The organism is Arthrobacter sp. KN11-1C (assembly GCF_052180225.1).
Classification (GTDB): domain Bacteria; phylum Actinomycetota; class Actinomycetes; order Actinomycetales; family Micrococcaceae; genus Arthrobacter.
This window is the reverse complement of sequence record NZ_CP197467.1, coordinates 79,073-97,095: the sequence shown is the minus strand read 5'-3', so window position 1 is coordinate 97,095 and position 18,023 is coordinate 79,073. Positions and strand designations below refer to the sequence as shown.

General features: G+C 65.4%; 19 protein-coding genes. 3 read left to right on the top strand and 16 right to left on the bottom strand.

What is annotated here, in order from left to right; all coding sequences use genetic code 11:
* The first annotated feature begins 277 nt into the window (after positions 1-277).
* On the top strand, positions 278-889 hold the full coding sequence (locus ACSBOX_RS00460) for an NADPH-dependent FMN reductase (RefSeq protein ID WP_442544299.1): 612 nt from the start codon (positions 278-280) through the stop codon (positions 887-889).
* Positions 890-908: 19 nt separating this feature from the next.
* Here the strand turns inward: ACSBOX_RS00460 and ACSBOX_RS00455 are convergent, their stop codons facing one another.
* The 14 genes from ACSBOX_RS00455 to ACSBOX_RS00390 form a co-directional block, all read right to left on the bottom strand.
* A complete protein-coding gene (locus tag ACSBOX_RS00455) occupies positions 909-2,429 on the bottom strand; it encodes a glycosyltransferase family 39 protein (protein WP_442544298.1) in 1,521 nt (506 codons plus the stop codon).
* Positions 2,430-2,509: 80 nt separating this feature from the next.
* Positions 2,510-3,049 (bottom strand): DinB family protein, encoded by a 540-nt coding sequence (locus ACSBOX_RS00450; RefSeq protein WP_442544297.1) that lies wholly within the window; start codon positions 3,047-3,049, stop codon positions 2,510-2,512.
* Between the two features lie 49 nt (positions 3,050-3,098).
* On the bottom strand, positions 3,099-3,923 hold the full coding sequence (locus ACSBOX_RS00445; RefSeq protein WP_442544296.1) for an IclR family transcriptional regulator domain-containing protein: 825 nt from the start codon (positions 3,921-3,923) through the stop codon (positions 3,099-3,101).
* Between the two features lie 24 nt (positions 3,924-3,947).
* Positions 3,948-4,634, bottom strand: coding sequence for a 3-oxoacid CoA-transferase subunit B (locus tag ACSBOX_RS00440; protein ID WP_442544295.1), 687 nt, complete (start codon positions 4,632-4,634; stop codon positions 3,948-3,950).
* A 1-nt stretch (position 4,635) separates the two neighbouring features.
* Complete coding sequence (locus tag ACSBOX_RS00435) at positions 4,636-5,295, bottom strand: 3-oxoacid CoA-transferase subunit A (RefSeq protein ID WP_442544294.1); 660 nt, start codon at positions 5,293-5,295, stop codon at positions 4,636-4,638.
* Between the two features lie 5 nt (positions 5,296-5,300).
* Positions 5,301-6,539, bottom strand: coding sequence for a thiolase family protein (locus tag ACSBOX_RS00430; RefSeq protein ID WP_442544293.1), 1,239 nt, complete (start codon positions 6,537-6,539; stop codon positions 5,301-5,303).
* Positions 6,540-6,620: 81 nt separating this feature from the next.
* Entirely contained in the window at positions 6,621-7,085 is a 465-nt protein-coding gene (gene pcaC, locus ACSBOX_RS00425; RefSeq protein WP_442544292.1) for a 4-carboxymuconolactone decarboxylase, read from the bottom strand.
* Positions 7,082-7,885, bottom strand: a complete 804-nt coding sequence (locus ACSBOX_RS00420; RefSeq protein ID WP_442544291.1) for an alpha/beta fold hydrolase — start codon at positions 7,883-7,885, stop codon at positions 7,082-7,084. The genes pcaC and ACSBOX_RS00420 overlap by 4 nt, the downstream gene beginning before the upstream one ends.
* Positions 7,878-9,302 (bottom strand): lyase family protein, encoded by a 1,425-nt coding sequence (locus tag ACSBOX_RS00415; protein ID WP_442544290.1) that lies wholly within the window; start codon positions 9,300-9,302, stop codon positions 7,878-7,880. The genes ACSBOX_RS00420 and ACSBOX_RS00415 overlap by 8 nt, the downstream gene beginning before the upstream one ends.
* Positions 9,299-9,865: a protocatechuate 3,4-dioxygenase subunit alpha gene (gene pcaG, locus ACSBOX_RS00410; RefSeq protein WP_442544289.1), complete on the bottom strand. Its 567-nt coding sequence runs from the start codon at positions 9,863-9,865 to the stop codon at positions 9,299-9,301. Before pcaG ends, ACSBOX_RS00415 begins: the two co-directional genes overlap by 4 nt.
* Before the next feature lie 3 nt (positions 9,866-9,868).
* Positions 9,869-10,741, bottom strand: a complete 873-nt coding sequence (gene pcaH, locus ACSBOX_RS00405) for a protocatechuate 3,4-dioxygenase subunit beta (RefSeq protein ID WP_442546091.1) — start codon at positions 10,739-10,741, stop codon at positions 9,869-9,871.
* A 66-nt stretch (positions 10,742-10,807) separates the two neighbouring features.
* Positions 10,808-12,739, bottom strand: coding sequence for a bifunctional sugar phosphate isomerase/epimerase/4-hydroxyphenylpyruvate dioxygenase family protein (locus ACSBOX_RS00400; RefSeq protein WP_442544288.1), 1,932 nt, complete (start codon positions 12,737-12,739; stop codon positions 10,808-10,810).
* Positions 12,739-13,662: a shikimate dehydrogenase gene (locus ACSBOX_RS00395; protein ID WP_442544287.1), complete on the bottom strand. Its 924-nt coding sequence runs from the start codon at positions 13,660-13,662 to the stop codon at positions 12,739-12,741. The genes ACSBOX_RS00400 and ACSBOX_RS00395 overlap by 1 nt, the downstream gene beginning before the upstream one ends.
* 158 nt (positions 13,663-13,820) lie before the next feature.
* Positions 13,821-14,591, bottom strand: a complete 771-nt coding sequence (locus ACSBOX_RS00390; RefSeq protein ID WP_236813786.1) for an IclR family transcriptional regulator — start codon at positions 14,589-14,591, stop codon at positions 13,821-13,823.
* Positions 14,592-14,798: 207 nt separating this feature from the next.
* Between ACSBOX_RS00390 and ACSBOX_RS00385 the strand changes: the two genes are divergently transcribed.
* Positions 14,799-16,115, top strand: a complete 1,317-nt coding sequence (locus tag ACSBOX_RS00385; protein WP_442544286.1) for an MFS transporter — start codon at positions 14,799-14,801, stop codon at positions 16,113-16,115.
* 174 nt (positions 16,116-16,289) lie between these two features.
* On the top strand, positions 16,290-16,526 hold the full coding sequence (locus tag ACSBOX_RS00380; protein WP_442544285.1) for a hypothetical protein: 237 nt from the start codon (positions 16,290-16,292) through the stop codon (positions 16,524-16,526).
* Positions 16,527-16,542: 16 nt separating this feature from the next.
* Here the strand turns inward: ACSBOX_RS00380 and ACSBOX_RS00375 are convergent, their stop codons facing one another.
* Together ACSBOX_RS00375 and ACSBOX_RS00370 are read right to left on the bottom strand one after the other, a co-directional pair.
* Positions 16,543-16,830, bottom strand: coding sequence for a MoaD/ThiS family protein (locus ACSBOX_RS00375; RefSeq protein WP_442544284.1), 288 nt, complete (start codon positions 16,828-16,830; stop codon positions 16,543-16,545).
* Between the two features lie 8 nt (positions 16,831-16,838).
* Positions 16,839-18,005 (bottom strand): WD40/YVTN/BNR-like repeat-containing protein, encoded by a 1,167-nt coding sequence (locus tag ACSBOX_RS00370; protein ID WP_442544283.1) that lies wholly within the window; start codon positions 18,003-18,005, stop codon positions 16,839-16,841.
* Positions 18,006-18,023: the final 18 nt, after the last annotated feature.

Below are 18,023 nucleotides of genomic sequence, written 5' to 3'. Positions count from 1 at the left end.
CCCTTTCCGGAACCCCGATGTCCTTCCGAACATCATCGTCCCGAGCCGTTGTTGGCTTGAGTCTAGGACGGCGAAGGCCCGGGCGGGAGTAGGTTCCGGGGTCGCGAGCCTGATGTATGGATATCCACACTCTGTACGGTGTTGGTATATCCATACACCGACCCGGGCCATTCCCATCTTTGGGCCGCTCAATTAGGCTCGCTGTGGGCTGGGAGCCTCCAGTTACCGCACCGTCGATGAGCCGGTTCCGGCCGCGCCGTCGGGAAGGAACATTGCCATGGCCACGTACAAGATCGGATACTTCGTCGGCAGCCTTTCAAGCCGCTCCATCAACAGGGTCCTGTCGAAGGCGCTCATCAGCGTGGCGCCGGAAGAACTCGAATTCACTGAGATCCCCATCAAGGACCTGCCCCTGTACAGCCCGGACTACGACGCCGACTACCCGCCTGCCGGCCGGGCCCTCAAGAACGCGATCGCGGCGTCGGACGGCATCCTGTTCATCTCGCCGGAATACAACCGCTCCGTCCCCGGCGCCCTGAAGAACGCCATCGACTGGGGATCCCGGCCCTGGGGAACCAACTCCTTCGCGCGCAAGCCAACGGGCATCATCGGCACGTCGCCCGGCAGCATCGGCACGGCCGTGATGCAGGCGTCCATGCGTAACGTCTTGAGCTTCCTTGACGCACCCCAGCTGAACTCCCCGGAGGCCTACATCAAATTCGATCGCACAGCCTATAACGAGGACGGATCGGTCAGGGACGAAGGCTTGGCATCCATCCTCCGCCACTATGTGGAGGAATACTGTGCGTTCGTTGAGCGCGTCTTGGCTGCCAACGCCCCGGGACACATCGGCGACCAACACCCGGATGGCGCCAAGCTGACCCGGTAGCGCGGGCCGGGTTACAGCCTCAGCGCGTCCAGAGAATGACCTCGTGGGTGGGACCGGCGAACTGGCTGGCTGGGTGGAAGCCGAGGTGGGTCAGCTTGGCGGCGTCAGCGCCGGCGTCGGGCTTCTTTTGGGGCGTGGTGACCAGCCACACCCTGGACGATCGGGCGACCTGATCCTGCACCGCATCGAAGGGGAGCTGGAGTGACCACGGGGACGTCAACCGTTCGGGTCCGGTCACTGCAGCGATGTCCCGGACGTTGCGGAAAGACGCCGGGTAGCCGGAGAGCGCGTTTCGTCCGGATTCGATCGGGTCTCCCGGGCTGTCGTCGAACAGGATCCCATCTCCCGGTGTGCTGTGGCCGTCGATGGTGCCGGCGATGAAGGAGAAATCGTCGATGACGAACTTTCCGTTGGGCTGCCGTTGCGAAACGTAGATCGGAGCGGCAATCCCTGCCAGCAGCACCACCGCGGTGACTTTTAGCCAGACCCGCGGCAGGTTCCCGAGGGCACATGCGAGCAGGATCGCAAAGGCGGGAACCGTGGAAATCAAGTACTTCGGCGTGTATGCCGGTGAGACCAGGAAGGAGTAGACGAACACGGCGACTGTCGGCAGGACGACGCCCGGCACCGCGAAGAGCATTGCCCGGGTATACCGCTTCCATCCCGTGACCAGCAAGGCCGCGACGAGTAGCCATGCGATTCCGGCCAGCACGACGGCGAGCGATCGCACCCATTCCTGGTCCGGCGTCGTGAAACGTACCACGGTCTTGTAAGGGAAGAATTGCTCCACGAAGACCTGGGCGAACATTTGGGCCGGAGTGGTGTTGATCCAGCTGATCTGCGCCGCCGCCTGGGTGCGGGCAAGCAGGAAGAGCGGGACGGTCAAAGCGAATATTCCGGCAGTTGCTACGCTCAGGACGATCCTTGACCGCCGCGTTCGGGACATAAGCATGCCGGACAGCCACAGCGATCCGACCGCGAGCACGGCATACATGTGCAGATACACGGCTACGACGCCCACCACAACGTAGACCACAGCAGTGAGGATCCGGGCGCGTTCCGTCAGGAGCAGCATCATCCAGCCAAGAACGGCAACCACTGCGGCGCACATCGCGTAGGAACGGGCCTCGATTCCCATCGCGGTCATCCTCGGCAGCACGGCGAACGCCAAGCCGGCGGCAAGGCCCAGCCAGCGGCTGTGCAGCCGGGTCCCGATCGCGACGACGGCGGCCACGCCGACGCCTACAGCAACGGCACTCGGAAACCGCAAGGTCAAAGGGTTTGTCCCCACAACGCTCAACCAGCCATGCATGAGCCAGTAGTACAGCCCGAAGACACCGTCGATGCGCCCTACGATGGCAAACAGTTCCTGGCTCGAATGGTTGGCCACGTAGGCGGTGGCAGCCTCGTCCCGCCAAATCGATGGGATCCAGCTTCCAGCGAAGGACAAGAGAAAACCGAACAGTCCAGACCATAGGGGATCCAGCCGTGGAGAGAATCGCTGCCGAACCCGATGGCTCTCCAACGCCAGGTCAGACATGGGACTCCTCAGGACGGTGCGACGCTCCAAACCACTCTAACGTGCTGGTTCGGGCCCCCTGACGGCTATCGTGTCCGCCCCTACTCCCCGGTTAGCCCGTCTACCGACTCCCGGAGGAGGTCGGCGTGGCCGTTGTGTCGCGCGTACTCCTCGATCATGTGGAGCACGATCCATCGCAGGCTGGGTGCCCGGCCGTCGGACCACGTGCGGGCGGCCGGCCGGTCCAGGCCGCCGTCGTCCATTGCTTCGGCGGTCAGCGAGCGGGAGCGTTTCACGGTGTCGTGCCAGAGCGTACGGAGCTGCTCCGGAGAGTCCTCGGCGGCCGAGTGCCATTCCCAGTCAGGGTCGGCCTTCCAGTCCACGGTGTCCCACGGAGGCTGGCGGTCCCGGTCGTGCAGGCATTGGGAAAACCAGTGCTCCTCGACATAGGCCAAGTGCTTGAGCAGGCCGCCGAGGGTCATCGACGTCGGAGACACGGTCGCCCCCAAGCCGGATGCGTCGAGCCCCGAACACTTCCACTCGAAGGTGGCTCGCTGGTAATCCAGGAAGCCCAGCAGGGTGGCGGCCTCATCGGCTGCGAGGGGAGGTTCCGGTCGTCCTTGCTCATCCACGTCGGTCATGGGCCGTGAGCCTACGCGCCGCAACGCGCCGTGGCAACGACCCCAAACGCTAATGCTTCGCCGAGACGTCCTGCGATATCGCCTGCGCAGTTCCGACGATCTGTTCCCGGACCGATTCGAGGTACGCCTCGGGGTCCGGCTGCGCGGCGACGTTTTGGGCTTGGAGCGAGACGTTGACCGCCGCTGCCACGTGTCCGGCATTGTGATTCCACACTGGCGCAGCGATGGACATGAGCCCGAGTTCCAGTTCCTGGTCCAGGAGGCACCACCCCTGCTTTCGCACCCGGTCCAGCTCGGAAACCAGCTCTTCGCGGGACGTGATGGTCCGCGGCGTCAGGGCCTTGAACTCCACGTCGCCCAAATATTCGTCCAGTTTCTGCTGCGGCAGCCCGGCCAGAAGCACCCTGCCCATGGACGTGGCGTAGGCGGGGAAACGGGTGCCCACCGAGATCCCCACCGTCATGATCCGGCGCGTGGTCACGCGGGCCACGTAGAAGATGTCCGCTCCATCCAGCACCGCGGCCGACGTCGACTCCCCCAGCTTCAGCGACAACTCCTCAAGGTGCGGCTGCGCGAGCTGGGGCAGGGACAACGCCGACAAGTACGAATAGCCAAGCTGCAGCACCATGGCCGTGAGCGCGAAAGTCTTGCCGTCCGTGCGGACATAGCCCAGCTCCACCAGGGTATGCAGGAACCGACGGGCCGTGGCACGCGTCAGGTTGGTACGCGCCGCCACCTCGCTGAGCGTCATGACAGGGTTGGCCGCGTCGAACGCACGGATAACGGACAAGCCACGTGCCAGCGACTGCACGTACTGGTCACTCGCCTGGGGAGCACCTGCCTGCGGCACTCCGGCTACTGCTGCGTCGGTCATGGTTACCAATCTTATTGGCCCCGTTTAGACGCCGACGACGGCGCCCGCCGCCTTCTCGTCGAAGGGCACCAGCGGGACCGGCACCAGGGCTTGGAGTTCCTCGAAGGTGCAGCCGAACGTCTCACGCACGGTCACGCCGTCGGGCCCTATCAGGAAGACCGCTTTGTCCGTGTACACGCGCGTCACGCAGCCCACGCCGGTGAGCGGGTAGGTGCAGGTGTCCACGAGCTTGGATACGCCCTCGCGGGTCAGGAGCGTCATCATGACGAACACATCCTTCGCGCCGGTGGCCAGGTCCATCGCCCCGCCGACCGCCGGAATGGCGTCCGGTGCTCCGGTGTGCCAGTTGGCGAGGTCACCCGTGGCGGACACCTGGAAAGCGCCGAGCACGCAGATGTCCAGGTGGCCGCCGCGCATGATCGCGAAGGAATCGGCGTGGTGGAAATAGGAAGCGCCTGGGAGTTCGGTGACGGGGATCTTGCCGGCGTTGATGAGGTCGCCGTCGATCTCCTCTCCCTTGGCCTCCGGACCCATGCCGAGCATCCCGTTCTCCGTGTGGAGCGTGATGTTCTGCTCTTCCGTGAGGTAGTTGGAGACCAGCGTGGGCTGCCCGATGCCGAGGTTCACGAACGAACCCGGCGCGATGTCCCGCGCAACGAGCCGCGCGAGGTCGTCGCGGCCGAGGGGTGTTGTTGAGGTTTGGATGCTCATGTCAGGCCACCTTCACGATGCTGTTGACGTAGATTCCGGGGGTCACCACGTTCTCCGGGTCCAGGGCACCGGTCGGGACGATCTCGGACACCTGGACGATGGTGTGCTTGGCCGCCGCGGCCATGATGGGGCCGAAGTTCCGGGCGGTCTTCCGGTAGACGAGGTTGCCCTTGCCGTCGGCCTTGAGCGCCTTGATCAGCGCGACGTCGGCGTGGATGGGCGTCTCGAACACTTGCAACTTGCCATTCAGCAGGCGGGTTTCCTTGCCTTCGGCGAGCATGGTGCCGTAACCGGTGGGGGTGAAGAACCCACCGATCCCCGCGCCCGCTGCCCGGATGCGCTCGGCCAGGTTCCCCTGCGGGACGAGTTCCAGTTCGATTTCCCCGGCCTTGTACTTGGTGTCGAAGTGCCAGGAATCGGACTGCCGCGGGAAGGAACAGATCATCTTCCGGACCCGTCCTTCTTTGATGAGCAATGCAAGGCCCTGGTCGCCTTGGCCGGCGTTGTTGTTCACGACGGTAAGGTCCGTGGCGCCGGAATCGAGCAGCGCGTCGATGAGTTCGAACGGCTGGCCCGCGTTCCCGAAGCCGCCGATCATGACGGTGGAGCCGTCCTTGATGCCCGTGACTGCTTCGCCGACGGTGTCAATGAATTTCAACATGTCCTCTAGGCTCCATTCCCGGCAACGCCAGCGGTGACGTTCTCCAGCACCACGGCCAGACCTTGTCCGACGCCGATGCAGATCGCCGCGACTCCCCAGCGCTCACCGGAAGCCTGCAGGCTGCGGGCCAGGGTCCCCAGGATCCGGGTGCCGGAGGCGCCCAGCGGGTGGCCCATCGCAATTGCACCGCCGTGCCGGTTCACAATGGACGGGTCGATCCCCCACGCATCGATGCAGGCCAGGGACTGCGCGGCGAAGGCTTCGTTGAGTTCGACGGCGCCCACCTGCTCCCAGCCGATGCCTGCCTTCGCGAGTGCCTTGTTGGCGGCCTCCACGGGGGCGTAGCCGAAGAACTGGGGATCGTTTCCGTGTGCCCCGCGGCCGGCGATGCGGGCGAGCGGCTCCAGTCCGAGCAGCCCGGCGGCACTTTCGCTGCCGATCCAGGCTGCGGAGGCGCCGTCGGACAGCGGCGAAGCGTTCCCCGCTGTGACCGTGCCGCCTGTGGTCTTACCTGCGGCGGCGTCGCTGGATTCGGGACGGAAGACGGTCTTGAGCCCGCCGAGCTTCTCCGCCGTCGAGCCCGCCCGGATACCTTCGTCACGGACCAGCTCGGTGCCCGGAACCGGGGTCACCAGCTGGTCGTAAAAGCCCTCATCCCACGCCGCGGCGGCGAGGTTGTGCGAGGCCGCGGCGAACTCGTCCTGCAGCTCCCGGCTGATCCCGTATTTTTCACGCAGGCGTTCCGTGGCCTCGCCCAGGGAGATGGTCCAGTCCTTCGGCATCGCCGGGTTCACCAGGCGCCAGCCCAGGGTGGTGGAGGCCAGGGTCATGTCGCCGGCCGGGTATGGCTTCGAGGTCTTGGGCAGCACCCACGGGGCACGCGACATGGACTCGGCGCCGCCCACCAGCACCAGTTCGGCGTCGCCGGCGTTGATCTGGCGGGAGGCGATGATCGCCGCGTCCAGCGACGAGCCGCACAGCCGGTTGACCGTGGTGCCGGGAATCGACGTCGGGAGTCCGGCCAGCAGCGTGGCCATGCGGGCGACGTTGCGGTTCTCCTCGCCGGCGCCGTTGGCGTTGCCGAACACCACTTCGTCGATGCGCTCAACATCCAAAGCGGGGGCGCGCCTCACGGCTTCGCGCACCACGTGGGCCGCGAGGTCGTCCGGCCGGACCCCGGCAAGGCCCGAGCCGAATTTTCCAAAAGGTGTGCGCACGGCGTCGTACACATACGCCTGGTTCATGGGTCTCCTCTAAGTGTCTGTAGTCCCAACTGACTCGCAGTTAATGTCGTTATGAGGGCTCAAAACGACATCTACTGCGAGTCAGTTGGGTGGGATGGGGGTTTCAGGGGCCGCGGGGGCTTCGGGGGTCGCGTCGAGCTCCTCGAAAACTCCCTGCGCGGTCTTGAATGCTGTGTTGGCGGAAGGAACTCCGCAGTAGATGGCGGTCTGCAGCAGGATTTCCTTGATCTCGTCCCTGCTCAGCCCGTTCGTGATGGCCGCGCGGATGTGCATGGCCAGTTCTTCCCAGTGCCCGTGCGCCACCATCGCGGTGATAGTCACGGCAGAGCGCATTTGCCGCGTCAGGCCGGGCCGGGTCCAGATGCCTCCCCAGGCGATGCGGGTGATCATGTCCTGGAAGTCACCAGTGAATTCGTCTTTCGCGGCATTCGCCCGGTCCACATGGGCGGCGCCGAGCACTTCGCGGCGGACCACCATGCCGGCGTCGTAGATTTCCTGCGAGGAGGCGTCGCGCTGAACGGCGCCCTGCGAAGAATCAGTGCTCATTGTCCGGCCTCCGTCATGAACGTCCGCATGAGGTCCGCGACGACGGCGGGCGCCTCCGCAGGTGCCAGGTGACCGACGCCGTCGAGCGCCACAGCAACAGCGCTGCCGCCGCCTGCGTTGATGCCCGCAGCAATTTCTTCAGCGAACGACGGCGGCGCAACAGTGTCCTCGACGCCCGCCAGTGCCTGCGTGGGGACGGTGATGCTGCCGAGCTCGGCGCGGACGTCGAATCCGGCAAGGGCCTCGCAGCAGAACGCGTAGCTGAAGCGGTCTGCGTCCCGCAGGGCATGCAGGAGGCGGCTGCTGACCACAGGCTGGCGCTCCATAAAACCCGGAGCGAACCAGCGCTCCGCGGAACCCTGGATCATCACCGCGGTTCCTTGCGCACGAACGGTTTCGGCGCGTTCCAGCCATCCCTCGGGCGTGCCTAGCTTCGCTCCAGTGCACTGCACGGACAAGGATTTGAGCCGTTCTCCGTGCTTGATGCCGAGCTGAAGGCCGGTGGCGCCGCCCAGGGAGTCGCCGGCGTAGTGGAACACGGCGCCGGGCGCGATCGAGTCCACCAAGTCAATCACCGCGTCCGCCAGCTCGGCGACGCTGAACGTTTCGGAGGCCGCGGGCGAGACGCCGTGGCCGGGCAGGTCCCAGCCGATGACGTCGAACTCGTTGCCAAGCAGGGCGGCCGCCTCGGTCCACAGCACGGTGGACGTTCCGAGCGAAGGCCCCACCACCAGGAGCGGCTTCTCCCCGAGGGTGCGCTGCGGGGGCAGCAGCACCGCCTTGACGATGGGCTTAGCCACGATCGGCTCCCTTCGGATTGGTGTGTGCGAATTCCGGGTAGGCGGCAAGGATGCGGCGGCTGATCCCGGCAGCCTCGCCGACGTAGTTCGCCGGGTCAAGAAGGTCCTGCAGTTCCTCGTCGGACAGCTTGCTGACCGGGACGGCTTCGCGGAGGAGCTTGGTGTAGATCCGGGCCTGCTCTGCTGCGGGTGCCTGGAGCGTCTCATCCACGACGGCCTGCAGCTTGGCCTTGGCCTCGCCCCTGTCGGCTCCGAGGAGCGGAGCAACCGACGATGCAACGGCTTCGCTGAGCAGCAACGACCCGGAGATTTCCAGGTTGCGGCGCATCGCCTCGGGGAAGACGCGAAGTCCTTCGGCAAGCTCCCGCAGCTGCGTGGCTGCGCCGAGTGCGAGCCGAAGCAAGCCCCGCACGGCAGGCCATTCGCTATGCCAGGCACCGTCCGGGCGTTCGTCGTTGAAGTTCGCCGCTGCCAAGTGCAGCTGCGCCGCCAAGCCAGGAGCCTGGAGCGCCGCGCTGCGGATGAGCACTGAGAACACCGGGTTCTGCTTTTGCGGCATGGCCGAGGAGACGCCGCGGCCCGGGGCCAGCGGCTCACCCAGCTCGGCAACCTCGGGGCGGCTGAGGAAGAGCAGGTCCGAGGCGATCTTGCCGAAGGAATCCGTCAGCGAAGCCAAGGAGTCGCCAAGCGCAGTGACGGGAAGGCGGTTCGTGTGCCACGGCGCAGGAGCGGGAGCCAAGCCCAGTTTCCCCGCCAGGGCATCAGCTAGGTCAAAGGGACTCGACGACGAGCCTTCCGTGAGTACGGTACCGGCAGCCAGGGTGCCGCCGGCGCCGCCGAACTGCACGGGCAACTCCAACGCTTCGAGGCGACGGGCCGCGGCGGCCACTCCGTGGAACCATTGCGCCGCCTTGAGCCCGAAGGTGAACGGAAGCGCGTGCTGCGTCAGGCTCCTGCCCACGCACAGCGTGTCCGCATGCTGCTCCGCAAGGGCGGCGAGCGCCGTCGTCGTACCTTTTACTTCGGCGAGAAGCGCTGAAACCACGCGGTGTGCGAGCAGCATCAGGGCCGAATCCAGGACGTCTTGGCTGGTCAGGGACGTGTGCACGCCGACAAGCGCGCTAGCGTCCAGCCCTTTGACCCTGCCGCGGAGATCGGCCAGCAGCGGAATGACCGGGTTGGCGCCGCCTTGAGCGCGTTCGGCAATGGACGCGGCGTCGTAGGCCCAGGATTCCGCGGCTTCGGTGACGACGGCGGCAGAACCGCTGGGCGCGAAGCCCGCCTCTTCGAGCACGGATGCCCAGGCGGCCTCGACGTCGAGGATGGCGGCGATCACCGCACGGTCACCCGTCAGCGCCACCACCGCGGGCGACGCCGACACCGGGCTGAGCAGCCCGAAATCGCCGTCCCCACTCATCGGGAGGCGCCTTCGAAGTCGAGGAAAACGGTCTCGTTCTCTCCCTGCAGGCGCAGATCCCATGTAAGGCCGCCATCCGCCTCACGGCGCGCGATCAGGGTGCTGCGGCGCTCGGGATCGAGGGAAGTGAGGAGTGGATCCGCAGCGAGCGCTTCCTCGTTCTCCGGCAAGTAAATGCGCGTGAACAGGCGGTTCATCAGGCCACGGGCAAAAACGGCGACTGAAATGAACGGCGCCGCTCCCGCTTCAGTGGGTCCGGGGTTGACCGTGGTGAAGGTGAACACCCCGGAGTTGCCGACGGCGGCACGGCCCCAGCCGGTGAAGGTGTAGCCGTCGCGGACCAAGGAGCCGGTGCGCTGGACCACGTTGCCTTCGGCATCGGGCTGCCAAATTTCCAGGATGGCATCCGGGATGGCTTCGCCGGCGCCGTCGTACACGGTGCCTTGCAGGCGGATGCTTCCTGCGCTGCCCGGGGCGAGGAGCTCGTTGTCCTTATTAAAGGGGAGCGCGTAGCCGTAGAACGGGCCAACCGTCTGGCCGGGTGTGGGTGTCAGCTTGCTCATGTCCTACTCCTCATCTCCGGCGTCGCCAAAGGCTTCGTTCTCGGTCCAGGTCCGCTTCGAGCCGCTCAAGACGATGTCCCAGTTGTAGCCGAGCGCCCACTCGGGGCTCGTGAGGTCGTGGTCGTACTTGGCGACGAGGCGGTCGCGGGCGTCCTGGTCCACGATCGACTGGTAAATAGGGTCCAGCGGGAACAACTGGTCGCCCGGGAAGTACATCTGGGTGATGATGCGCTGCGTGAAATCCGTGCCGAACAGCGAGAAGTGGATGTGGGCCGGTCGCCAGGCGTTGAGGTGGTTCTTCCAGGGATAGGCGCCGGGCTTGATGGTGGTGAACCGGTAGGAACCGTCCGCTCCCGTAATGCAGCGCCCGACGCCGGTGAAGTTCGGGTCGAGCGGCGCGGGGTGCTGGTCGCGCTTGTGGATGTAGCGGCCGGCAGCATTGGCCTGCCAGATCTCCACGAGCTGGCCGGCAACCGGGCGGCCGTCGCCGTCGAGCACTTTGCCTTGCACGATGATCCGCTCGCCCTGGGGTTCGCCGTTGTGCTGGATGGTGAGGTCCGATTCCAAGGCGTGCACGTCCTGGTGCCCGAAGGCCGGCGAATACAGCTCGATGGTCTCCGGGTCCGCGTGATGCAGGCTCTTGGTGGGGTGGCGCAGAATGCTGCTGCGGTACGGCGCGAAGTCCAGGCGGGGCTGGGTCTCCGGCGCGGCACCGTCTTTGAGCGCCCGGGCGTACGCTTCGCCGATGGCCTTGATCTCGGCGCTGAGATCCGCCTGGGTTTCGGCTGCGGCGTCCAACGGCGCGTGCCCGGCATGCGGTTCGGCCGCCGGTACGAGCTCGTCGTCTTGGTAGTGCCCGGCATTTGCGTCTAGCAGCACGGCCGGCTCCTTTCGGGTGGTTGCTTTCCTGTTTTCTGCTTGCGTTTCTGCTGGTGTTTCTGCTTAGCGGTGCTCGTGGCGGGCGTGAAGCGAGTCGTACTGGACGGCGTGCCGCACGGGGGCGTTGGGGGCGCCGTAGCCGTCGTAGTTGCTGCGGCGTTCCACCATTTCGAAGAACACGCTGCCCACCGTGGCGGTGTAGAAGTGGAGGAATTCACCGTTGGCGTCCCTGTCGTAGAGAAGGTTCAGTTCTTTGAGGGTGGCCAGGAACGCAGGATCCAGGGCGAAGCGCGCATCCAGGTCCTCGTAGTAATTGGCCGGAATCCGGAGGAAGTCGAGTCCTCGTGCCCGCGCAGCCCGCGCCGTGGCCACGAGGTCGTCCACCGCGAAGGCGATGTGTTCCTGGTAGCTCTTGCGGGCGCCGTTGCCTTGCTGGCCGGGCCCTTGCTGGCCTGGACCTTGCTGGATGACGGGAGCAAGGTTCAGGACCAGGCGCACGGCGCGGTCCGACGTCACCATGACCTGCGAGCGGACCAGGCCGCTGGGGCTCGGCACTTCAGCGAACGGCTGCGGTTCCAGCGCGAGGGCGCTCGTGTAGAAGAGGACGGCTTCGTCGAAGTGCTGCCACGGCTGGGCCAGGTTCACGTGGTCGATCACGGCTTGCGCTCCCGCTGAAGGGTGCTCGAGGCCTTCGCCGAATTCATGCGTCCATGCCGCGGTCCCGTCCGGGCTGCCTTGGCAGAGGAAGATCTCGGTGGAGTCCGGGGCGGCGATGCCTTGGAACACTTCCTCGTCCGCCTGGACTTTGCGCGGCACCACGGGGGCCTTGAGTTGCTGGGCGCGGGCGGAGGCAATCACCGGAGAGTCGACGTCGAACCCCAACGCCGCGATAGCGGGTTCGCTGTGCGACGGCGCCTGTTCGTTGATGATGACGCGCGCCTGCCCCATGGACCACAGCTGCACGTCCTTGGTCCGGTGCCGGCCGTCGAATTCGAAGCCGAGCTGGCCCAAGAGCGTTTCGAGCTGTGCGGGCTCATCGGTTTTGACTTCGGCGAAGTTGAACCCGGCCGGTTCGGCCACCTTGGGCAGCGTGGCCAGTTCCATGGGATAACGACGGCGGCCGGCAGCGTTGGCGGGCAAGTCACCGCCGGCGCCTGCGGGCACGAGGGATGCCGCATCCAGCCATTTGGCGCTTTGTTCCTCAAGCCAGATCAGCGAGCGCATCGCGTCGACGGCGGTGCGCTCCACATCGGATTGACGGAAAACGTCGTTGAAGACCTCCAGCGAGACCGGGCCGGAATAGCCCGCACGGGCCACGTGGCCCATGAACTTGTCCAGTTCGAACTGCCCTTCGCCCGGGAACACGCGGTAGTGGCGGCTCCAGGACAGGACATCCATGGAGAGCTTCGGGGCGTCGGCCACTTGGACGAAGAAGATCTTTTCGGGCTTGATGGCCTCGATGGGCGCGGTGTCCCAGTCCCGGGAAAGGATGTGGAAGGAGTCCAGGCAGGTGCCCAGGTTGGGGTGGTCCACCGTGTCCACCAAGCGGTGCGCATGTTCGTAGTCGTTGACGTATTTGCCCCAGGCGAGGGCCTCGTACGCTACTTTGACGCCGTGGTCCCCGGCCAATTGGGCGAGGCGGGAGAGCTGCTCGGCCCGGAGGTCGTCGTCGTCGATCGTGGCGGTTCCCACGTTGGTGCACACCAGGATGGTGTCCATGCCGAGGCGGGACATGAGCCTGAACTTGGCGTCCGCCCGGCGGAGGTTTTCCTGCAGGATGTCTTCGGAGACGCTGTCGAAGTCGCGGAACGGCTGGTAGAGATCCAGGCCGAGTCCGAGGTCCGCTGCCATCTTCCGCACGTCCTCCGGGCTGAGCGGCGAGGTGACGAGGTCCTGTTCGAAGATCTCGATGCCGTCGAAGCCCGCGATGGCGCAGGCCTGCATCTTTTCCTTGAGCGTCCCGGAGAGGCAGACGGTGGCGATTCCCGTGCGCATCAGTGCCCCGCTCCGGCGAGTGCCTTGTCGGCCTTGGACTCTTCAGCCTCGGCTTCTTCGGCACCCACCAGCTCGAGGAAATGCGCCCGCATGCGTTCCGGATCGGCGTCGCGGCCGGTGAAGATGCGGAAAGCGTCGGCGGCCTGCCCCACAGCCATGCGACCGCCGTCGAGCACGCGGCAGCCCTTGGCGCGGGCCTCGAGCACCAGCCGGGTGTCAATCGGCCGGTAGACAATGTCGGCCACCCAGTGCCGGGACTCGACGAGGGACATGTCCAGTGGGAGGCCTGGATGCGCGGCCATGCCCACCGGGGTGCAGTGCACCAAACCGTCGGCGAGCGGCATGAGTTGCGGCAGCTCCGCCGTCGTGCGCGCCGTGACGGTGCTGCCCGGGAACAGGGCTGCGAGTTCCGCCGCCCGTTCGGCGCACCGTGCGGGGTCAACGTCCACAAGGTCGAGTGTCTTGACCCCCGCGGAAAGGAGGGCATAGGCGACGGCGGAGCCGGCTCCGCCGGCGCCGAGTTGGACGACGCGCTCCAGGCCGGCGTCGGGAAGGCCGCTGGCCAAAGCTGAACCGAAGCCGGAGAAGTCCGTGTTGTGGCCGATGAAACGCCCGTCCTCGATCAGCACCGTGTTCACCGCGCCGAGCCGCCGGGCGTCCTCGGAAACCTCGTCCAGGAACGGCAGCACCAGTTGTTTGCACGGATGCGTGATGTTGAGTCCGTTGTAGCCAAGCCGGGAGGCGGCGGTCAGCAGGTCGCCGACGGCGGAGCCGGGCAGGGAGAGCTCCAGCAGGTCGATGGGCCGGTACAGGTAGCGCAGCCCCTGGATGTCGGCCTCCCTCTCATGCATGGGCGGCGTCAGCGAAGGCGATACGCCTTCCCCGATCAGGCCCACCAGGAAGGATTCGGCTCGGTTGCTCATGCTCATTGCTCCTTTGACAACTGCACCCGCGGATTGGCTCTCCCTGGAGTCCTTCGGGACGTCCAGAGCCTGCTGCTCCGCCGGGCGGTATGAATCAGACTACACAAATTGTTCATATATTGCACTTGTGTTCTTATCGCGAACAAAAGTGATGGCTATTATCGCTGCGGCAGGCGGTCTGCAAGCTCGGATGCCGCACTCTTCAGCAAAGGGACCACGGCCACGAGTTGCTCCACGCTCATCCGGAAAACAGGGACTGCGGTGGCAAGCGAGGCGAAGGCAACGCCCTGGGAATTGAGGACGGGGACCGCGACGGCGCGCATGCCCACCTCGTTTTCCTCGTCCATGATCGCGTAGCCCTGGCGCCGCACCTTTTCGATTTCCAAGCGGAAAGCGTCGCGGTCGGTAATGGAGAACTCCGTCAGTGGCTCCAACTCGAGCTCTTCCACCAATTGCTGCCGCTCGCCGTCGTCCGCGAAGGCAACAAGCGCCTTGCCCACTGCCGTGGTGTGGAGCATTCCAAGGTGCCCCGGATCGCTGGTGACCCGGAACATCTGCGGGCCGTCCACTTTGTTGACCGTGAGGTGGTGGTGGCCATCGCGCACGGAAAGGATGGTTGCCTCGCCGGTCCCCTCCGTCACGCGTTGCAGGATGGGCCGTGCGGTGCCGGCGAAGCCGTGATGGTTTGATACCCGTTGACCGAGCTGGAAGACCCGAAGTCCCAGGTGGTAGCGGCGGCCGTCGGCCTCATAGTCGACGAATCCATCGCGGGTCAGGGATCCGAGCAGCCGGTAGGTCGTACTGAAGGGCAGCTCCGCCTGGCGCGCGAGCTCGGAGGCGCTGGCGCCCTTCGGCTCATTGCCCAGCAATACGAGGAGGCCCAGGGCCTTGCCGATCATGTCGGTCTTTGTGTCTTCCTTCACATCCATAACTAAAGATTGCCACATCGTGAGAGCTATATCTAGATGGTGAGTAAATATCTTGACAAGTGACTGCGCTCACAGTCATCATTGCTATATCGCACAAGTAGCTCTCACAATGTGGCTACAGTGTGAGGCCGCTGCCGGACCTACACCGACGTTCCAGGTACGCACATTTCAGCCAGATGCGACATCGCCGTCACACAAAGGAACACCATGAGTCACACGATCCCGTCTACGACGCCGGGCACCGCCACGGCGGGAACGCCGAAGAAGGCCGCTCTCGCCAGCTTCCTCGGTAGCGCCGTCGAGTATTACGACTTCTTTATCTTCGGTTCGGCCGCGGCCTTGATTTTCCCGCATGTCTTCTTCCCCAGCGCCGACGCCAACGCAGCCATCATGTCTTTCGCGACATTCGGCTTTGCGTACGTGGCAAGGCCGGTCGGAGCCATCATCCTGGGGCACTTCGGCGACCGCATCGGCCGCCAGCGCGTGCTGATGTTCACCTTGGTGCTCATGGGCGGTGCCACGTTCATCATCGGCTGCCTCCCCGACTTCAAGGCGATCGGCTGGTGGGCCCCTGCGCTACTGGTCTTCGCACGCCTTTGCCAAGGCCTCTCGGCCGCCGGTGAACAAGCCGGAGCTTCGTCCATGACACTGGAACACGCTCCGGACAACCGCCGCTCGTTCTTTACCTCCTGGACCCTTACCGGAACCCAGGGCGGCCAGATCCTCGCAGCATTGGTCTTCATCCCCGTGGTGGCCCTCCCCGACGAGATCAAGTACGGCATCGGCTGGCGGATCCCGTTCTGGCTCAGCGCCGTGGTGGTCCTGGTAGCGTTCTTCATCCGCCGCACCCTGCATGAGCCGCCGGCATTCGCCGAGGCCAAGAAGAACAACCAGATCGCCAAGCTTCCCGTGGCCGACCTCCTCCGGCTGCACTGGGCCGACGTCGTGCGAGTTATCTGCTGCGCCTTCATCTCCGCCGTGAGCACCGTCTTTGGCACCCTGGCCATCGCCTATGCCAAGGACGTGGCACACGTGAACAGCACCATCACGCTGTGGCTCGTCGTGGCGGCAAACGTCGTCGCGCTCGGCACCCAGCCGGTGTTCGGCAGGATGGCCGACCGGATCGGCCGCAAGCCCGTCTTCATCTACGGCGCCGTAGCGAGCGCCATCATGACGCCCGTGTTCCTCTTGACGCTCGAATCCGGAAACGTGCCGCTCATGTTCCTCGTGTCGGTGGTGTACTTCTCCCTCGGATACGCCGCCGCAAACGCAGTGTGGCCCTCCTTCTACGGCGAAATGTTCAGCACCAAGGTCCGCTTCTCCGGACTCGCCATCGGAACGCAGATCGGCTTCCTCATGGCAGGCTTCGCCCCGACCATCGTCACCGCAATCGGCGGCACCAAGGCCGGCGGCTGGGTCCAGATCAGCATCTTCACCGGCGTCATCTGCGTCATCGCAGCGGTCTCCGCGATGACAGCCCGCGAATCCTTCAAGACCCCGACGGCGGAACTCGGCCTGAAGTAAGGGCTCGCCTTCCACATCCCATCCGTTGTTCCGTACCTGTCGTTTTGGGCCTCCAGAACGACAGGTACGGAGCAACGGATTTTCCTTTTACCCGGCCGAAATCACCCGGCAACATTGGGCCGCCACACTGGAATAGCCGGCAAATGCTGGCAGCTCCAGCCAGGGAGGCCAACCATGTTGAAGGAAGTATCAACCCACCCCACACGAATCCGCGCGCTTGACCAGCTGCACCGCGGCGACCAGATCGAAGCCCGCCTCTCCGTCGGACCCTCCTACGATGACGTTGTCATCCGCAGGGGTCGCGTCCAGGAAACGGCCCCGGGCATCGGCGTCGTCTGGATCATGGATCAGCTGACGGGCCTGCGCAAGGCCATCAATACCGACGAGTGCACAGTCTGGCGAGTGGCCTGACCTGGCCCCGAACCGCTCAGCCGCCAGCCACGGACTGGATGATCAAGACCTCCTGGCCGGCCGCAACCTCAGTAGCCAGACCCTTCAGACGCCGGACCTCCTCGCCGTTCACGTAAATATTCACGTAGCGGCGGAGCGAACCGGTTTCATCCCGGATCCTCCGGGCCAGCACCGGGTAGTCCCCGGTCACGGCATCAAGCAAGCTTTCCACGGTCACAGCTCCGTCGGCGGGCGTAGTCAGGTAGGACTGCCCGCCGGCGAGGGGCTGGAGAACGCTGGGCAACAGCACGGTGATATCGGGCAAGGTCCGTCCTAGGCCGGAACACCGGAAGCTGCGGCGGCAGCGGCGAATTCGGCCGCAACATCCGGGGAAACAACACCGGCGACAACCGCGGCCCGCACGCACAAGACATCAGGTAGATGCGAGGCGACTTCGATGAAGGACTCGCCTTCGTCGGCGCTGGCGTAGACCGAACCGCCGCGCGTTCCGAAGTACACCCCGGTGGGTTCAGCTGAATCCACCGCGGCTGCGTCACGGAGCACGGCATTGTATTCGTGGTCCGGGAGGCCCACATCCAAGCGCTTCCACGACTCGCCGGCGTCGTCGGTGCGGTGCACTGCAAGCCGGCCGTCCGGCGGAATCCGCTCGCTATCGGCCTTGATCGGGATCACCCAGGCGGTGCCTTCGCGACGCGGGTGGGTGAGCATGACGAAGCCGAAATCCGCCGGGAGGCCGTCTGCGATGGAGATCCAGTTCTCACCGTTGTCATCTGTGCGGTAGACGCCGTGGTGGTTCTGGGCATACAACCGGCCTTCGACGGCGGCATCCGCGGCAATCTTGTGCACGCACTGGCCGAACTCAGGGTAAGGATCCGGCATGAAGCGGACCTGGATCCCCTTGTTGCGGGCCTCCCAGGAGGCTCCGCCGTCGAGTGATCGGTAGACGCCTCCAGTGCTCATGGCGACGTGGACGTTTTCCCCGGAAGGGTTGACGACAATCGAGTGGGCTGCAGCACCGCCGTATCCGGCTCCCCACTCACTGCGATGCGGGTGGTCCCACAGGCCGCGGTTAAGTTCGAAGTGCTCGCCGCCGTCGGTGGACTTCCAGACGGAGATCGGCTCGCAACCGGCCCAGACCACCCCGGGGCGCGAGGCGGAATCGGGGTAGATCTGCCAGATCCGTTCCAGAGCGGCGTCGGTGCCCTCCGGGAATTTGATGGCGCCTTGCTCGGGCTCCGTCCATGTGGCGCCCAGGTCATCGGAGTGGGCCACGGTGGGACCCCAATGTTCGGAGCGCACGCCCACCATGATCCGTGGTTTGTCCCCGCGCGTATCGATCCCGATGCTGGGAATCTCGCTCATGAGGAAGTGCGGACCGGAAAGGGACCATTCCTTGCGGTCTGTGCTGCGCGCCAGCCACAGTCCTTTTTTGGTCCCGATCGCCAAGACATAACTCTCTGCGGTAGCCATGAACCCCATGCAACCATCCCCACGCGG

Coding starts and splice junctions, on each gene's coding strand:
- ACSBOX_RS00460 (WP_442544299.1), top strand. CDS start 278: ATGGCCACGTACAAGATCGGATACTTCGTCGGCAGCCTTTCAAGCCGC.
- ACSBOX_RS00455 (WP_442544298.1), bottom strand. CDS start 2,429: ATGTCTGACCTGGCGTTGGAGAGCCATCGGGTTCGGCAGCGATTCTCT.
- ACSBOX_RS00450 (WP_442544297.1), bottom strand. CDS start 3,049: ATGACCGACGTGGATGAGCAAGGACGACCGGAACCTCCCCTCGCAGCC.
- ACSBOX_RS00445 (WP_442544296.1), bottom strand. CDS start 3,923: ATGACCGACGCAGCAGTAGCCGGAGTGCCGCAGGCAGGTGCTCCCCAG.
- ACSBOX_RS00440 (WP_442544295.1), bottom strand. CDS start 4,634: ATGAGCATCCAAACCTCAACAACACCCCTCGGCCGCGACGACCTCGCG.
- ACSBOX_RS00435 (WP_442544294.1), bottom strand. CDS start 5,295: ATGTTGAAATTCATTGACACCGTCGGCGAAGCAGTCACGGGCATCAAG.
- ACSBOX_RS00430 (WP_442544293.1), bottom strand. CDS start 6,539: ATGAACCAGGCGTATGTGTACGACGCCGTGCGCACACCTTTTGGAAAA.
- pcaC (WP_442544292.1), bottom strand. CDS start 7,085: ATGAGCACTGATTCTTCGCAGGGCGCCGTTCAGCGCGACGCCTCCTCG.
- ACSBOX_RS00415 (WP_442544290.1), bottom strand. CDS start 9,302: ATGAGTGGGGACGGCGATTTCGGGCTGCTCAGCCCGGTGTCGGCGTCG.
- pcaG (WP_442544289.1), bottom strand. CDS start 9,865: ATGAGCAAGCTGACACCCACACCCGGCCAGACGGTTGGCCCGTTCTAC.
- ACSBOX_RS00400 (WP_442544288.1), bottom strand. CDS start 12,739: ATGCGCACGGGAATCGCCACCGTCTGCCTCTCCGGGACGCTCAAGGAA.
- ACSBOX_RS00395 (WP_442544287.1), bottom strand. CDS start 13,662: ATGAGCAACCGAGCCGAATCCTTCCTGGTGGGCCTGATCGGGGAAGGC.
- ACSBOX_RS00390 (WP_236813786.1), bottom strand. CDS start 14,591: ATGGATGTGAAGGAAGACACAAAGACCGACATGATCGGCAAGGCCCTG.
- ACSBOX_RS00385 (WP_442544286.1), top strand. CDS start 14,799: ATGAGTCACACGATCCCGTCTACGACGCCGGGCACCGCCACGGCGGGA.
- ACSBOX_RS00380 (WP_442544285.1), top strand. CDS start 16,290: ATGTTGAAGGAAGTATCAACCCACCCCACACGAATCCGCGCGCTTGAC.
- ACSBOX_RS00370 (WP_442544283.1), bottom strand. CDS start 18,005: ATGGGGTTCATGGCTACCGCAGAGAGTTATGTCTTGGCGATCGGGACC.